The sequence below is a fragment of the Helicobacter bilis genome, assembly GCF_900198365.1.
In the GTDB taxonomy this organism is placed as follows: Bacteria; Campylobacterota; Campylobacteria; order Campylobacterales; family Helicobacteraceae; genus Helicobacter_A; species Helicobacter_A bilis_B.
On sequence record NZ_FZMS01000077.1, the window covers coordinates 1 to 4,026 of the forward strand.

The window sequence follows — 4,026 nt, forward strand, 5'->3', positions numbered from 1 at the left end:
AATAAACCAAAAATGATATGCGTATATGATATTATGAAATTTATATAAATACAAAGAAGTCTTATAATGTCATAAAAAAAAGTAAAAAAGTAAAAAAAGTGTTTTGCCTACCTTAACATGACAAGCTATAGAAAAGCTAAAATAAGCTTAATAGTAAGCCAAATGGGTTACATTCCAAAGTTTAATTTTCAAGTTTTAGGTTGTTGATTCTAAAGATTTAGAATCATGAGTGAGTTTTTTACATGTATCTCAACATGGTAAGGTTAAAAATGAAAAAACAAGTTAAAAAATAGTATCTATTGGCTATGCAAAACACAGCATAGTAACTACAACTCATAGTGCCAAAAGCTATGAGATTATTTCTTAAACTTTGTCATGTTAAGACTATGTCAAAACACTTTGTATAGAATCTAGCGCATGAGATTCTATTTGCACCCTTAAGCCCTGCACCCACCCAAATATAAAATATCCTTAAACCTCTCTTTCAGTCTTTAAAAAAAGACTTGTAATTATGCTAAGCTTTATTGTTATGCAATAATAACAAAGCTTAGCATAATGAAAATATAGATTGCCATGAGCTTTTCTGTAATGAACTTCTTTGTAAATCTTGCAAAGAACAATCCACTTTGTCATATTTGCAAGTGTGGGCAAGAGCTTCGCTCGTGCGAATGCGTAAGCACGAAATATCTCTCTTGTATAAAATAAAGATGTTTTGCTACGCTCAAAATGACAAGGCAAGTTTTAAAATGGCAAAGAAAGCCAAAATAACAAATAAAGTCAAAATGACAATGAATTAACATTGCCAATCAAACCCTTACATTAATACTATAAGAGATTAAAACTGCCAACCAACTCTTACATTAATGTTATGAGTTTTTACTTGCGCACCAAACTCACCACCATAAGATAGGTTAATAGCTGTATTTTGTCCTAGCTTAGCTCCTAGTCCTGCTTCTAGCACACCTACAAAGCTATCAATGTTATTTACACCATAGTAAGTAGGAGTAGCATTTTGCACATTTATAGCACTTACAAAGCTATTACCTGCCATTGCATAGCGGATACCTGCTTTAATAGTTGGGAATAATGACATTTTCTCTAGTTTAATAGCTTTTGTATATCTCACTTGAGCTAATAGATACAATGGTGTTGCTGTTGTGCCTTTTATCACTTGATTATTAGCTGCTGTATTAAAGCTACTAAATGCAAGTTCTGGCATAATCACTGCTTGTTGCATTAGACCTATTTCTGGTGTGATATAACCAAAGTTTGTAGGCATATCTAAACCAAACAATGCACTTGCACTAAAGCCGCTTACAAGTCCTGTAGCTTCTCTTGTAGTATCCATTTTTGGAGTAAGTCTATAGCTATTTGCAGCTAACATAGCATTAGCTTGAAGTTTCACAAATGGCACTAGACTTAGACTTGCTTTATTTACTTGACCTAAAGGCATTTTAGTATGCACACCTGCCATAAAGCTGCTGCCTAGTGATTGCATTTCAGCACCAACTTTACCTGCATTTTGACTTTCTACACCAATGTGTGCTCCAAATAATACACCATTATCAAGTGCTTTTGCAGCACCACCTACAAAGCCCATAGCACTTCCATTTGTAGCAGCAAAGCCTGTAGCAGCTATGCTTGAAGTAGAGAAATATGGAGTAGCAAAGCCTATCCATGATTTATTTGCTCTCTCTTTTTCAGCGAGTAATAATGTTAGTTTTTCTTCTTTTACTTTAGGATCTTTTTCAGATTCTACTGCTTCTGCTAATTCTTCTAGCTTAGATTTTTTACTTGCACCTGTGTATTGTGTAGATATAGCACCTTCTCTTGGATAAGAAAGATGTCCTATCTCACCTGTAGCTACTGCATCAAACACACCATCAATAATGCTTTGTGCGCGTGTCATTTGAGAGTTCATATTAGCAATAGATTGGATAGCTCCCAATGCACCGATTGGTTTGTTTGCTTCAATATTGATAGTCATAGTGCCGTTTTTATCAAAGCTTGCATCATAAAGGCTGTTTGTAAAGCCGATATTTTGTGCGATTTGATCAGTGGTAGTCATATTTGTGTTAGCTTTGCTTCCTGCGATAAATTTACTTAAGTCATATTGTTCGCCAATATCCATATCAGCGATGATAAATGCTGGACCATTATTGCCTGCTGATCTAAAGGCTGCACCCGTGCTACCTGTCCCAAAATTTACTTTACCACCACCTGTTACATTGATAGCCCCATCAGTTTCATACTTCCATGCATTGCCATCTGCTTTTGTCCTATCAGAGCTAATATCTACTGCATAGCCACTTGCCACATTGATATTTGTGCTACTTCCTGCATTTATCACATCAATGATACCATTACCTGTGTTTGTAAGTGTAAGTATGCTATTAGCAGTAGCAGTCTCTACCTTTGAGATATGTCCGCTATTGTTAAGTGTGTTTGTTTTTTTGTGCTTCACCTGTGAATTTTACACCATTTGCGTGTGTAATGCTACCTGTATTATTGATAGTTACTTTTTGTCCTTCTGCGGTTATTGCATTTGTAATGCTACCATGATTGGTAAGTGTAGCAGATTTTTGATCTTCTGATTTTAGTTTTACTGCTCCACTGATAGTAGCACCAGCGTAGTTTGTGATATTTACACTCGTTGCGACTGCTGTTGCTGCGTCTATTTCAGCTTTAATATCACCACCTGCATAGTTATTGGTAGTTAGGTTGCCTGCCGCAGTTTCAATCTTTTTTGCTACTACCAGAAATTTCTGCATAGTTTTCAATGGTTAAATCCCCTGTGCCTGCTTTAATACCGCCTGTGATACTACCACTCAAGTTCCTGATAGTTGTGCCTTTCTCACCCTTACCACTTCCAGCTGTGATAAGTCCGCTGATCTTAGCGCGGTTTGTGATGAGAGCGCCATTTGCTTTGGCTGTTATTGCGCTTTTAATTTCTGCTTGTGGGTTGGCTGCTCCTGTAGATGAGACACCATTTTCAATGATAAGTTGTCCTGTCTTGTCATCGGCTGTGATTTCAGCAGTAGAAGCTATTTCACCATTATTAACGATTTTAATTGTGCCTGTGCCAGTAGCATCACCTAGTATTTTAGAAGCTATAGTCCCACCTTGATTATTATTTATAGTAAGGTTGCCTTACCTTTATGTGTGATTTTTGCGTCTTCTGCATTGCTACCCCAAGTTAGGTTATTTGTGATAGTTGTATTACCTGTGCTATCGCCATTTGTGCCAGTCTCTACTACGCCTTTATATACACCATCATTTTTGATTTCTGTTGTGCCATTACCTGCTACGACTTTACCAGTCCATTCAGATTGTGCATTTGCGTTATTGATTTTGAGTGTGCCAGCTCCACCTGCGACTTCACCACTCCACTTTGCTGCTGCTCCGTTGTCGCCACCACTACCATTTTCGATGGTGAGTGATAAACCTTCTTTACTGCCCTGCACTACTTTGGTTTGCCATTTTGAAGAATCTTGGTTGCCCAAGTTAGTGATGACTATATTATTTGCTTCGTGGTCATTTTGGATAGTAAGGGTTTTGCCTGTTGCTGTTCAACTCGAGTTTGCTTCGTTTGTTATTGTAGTAAATTTTTTACCTAGATTCATATCGGCGTTTAACTTGCCGTTTTGTTTTATATTGAGAATTTCTTCTTGTGAATTTTGAATTTGTTGTTTTTTTTCCGTCGTTAATTTCTCTTGTTATATCAAGGGCAAATAAAGGGTTAGTTACCCCCCCCATAGTGTAAGGGCTGCTACTATGCTTACCTTAGCCAGTGTGCTTGCTTTGCTTTTTGTATTGCCTTTTGCCTGTGCCATTATGTCATGTTGTAATATCGACATACTATCTCCTTAAAATCTAAAGTAAATGAAGTGCAAATCTAGCATAAAAAAGTTGAATTTTTGTTTTTTTTTTTTTGTAAATGTGGCGGTTTTATGGATTTTTGCTTTTTATTATATTGATTTTAGAGTTTGTAGGGGAATTTTGCTTTGCTTAATATGACGATTAAAG

At 36.5% G+C, this 4,026-nt stretch carries 4 protein-coding genes; 1 reads left to right on the forward strand and 3 read right to left on the reverse strand.

Annotated features, from left to right (window positions below; genetic code table 11):
* Positions 1-835: 835 nt before the first annotated feature.
* Positions 836-2,464 (reverse strand): autotransporter outer membrane beta-barrel domain-containing protein, encoded by a 1,629-nt coding sequence (locus tag C6H08_RS09495; protein WP_034580275.1) that lies wholly within the window; start codon positions 2,462-2,464, stop codon positions 836-838.
* The gene (locus C6H08_RS09500; protein WP_138154739.1) at positions 2,436-2,771 is read right to left on the reverse strand and encodes a hypothetical protein; all 336 of its coding nucleotides are present in this window, start codon (positions 2,769-2,771) and stop codon (positions 2,436-2,438) included. Before C6H08_RS09500 ends, C6H08_RS09495 begins: the two co-directional genes overlap by 29 nt.
* Positions 2,772-2,905: 134 nt before the next feature.
* Between C6H08_RS09500 and C6H08_RS11365 the strand changes: the two genes are divergently transcribed.
* The gene (locus tag C6H08_RS11365; protein WP_138154738.1) at positions 2,906-3,127 is read left to right on the forward strand and encodes a hypothetical protein; all 222 of its coding nucleotides are present in this window, start codon (positions 2,906-2,908) and stop codon (positions 3,125-3,127) included.
* A gap of 7 nt (positions 3,128-3,134) precedes the next feature.
* Here the strand turns inward: C6H08_RS11365 and C6H08_RS09510 are convergent, their stop codons facing one another.
* Positions 3,135-3,464 carry a hypothetical protein gene (locus C6H08_RS09510; protein WP_138154737.1) on the reverse strand — a complete coding sequence of 110 codons (330 nt, stop codon included), beginning with the start codon at positions 3,462-3,464 and terminating at the stop codon, positions 3,135-3,137.
* Positions 3,465-4,026 lie beyond the last annotated feature (562 nt).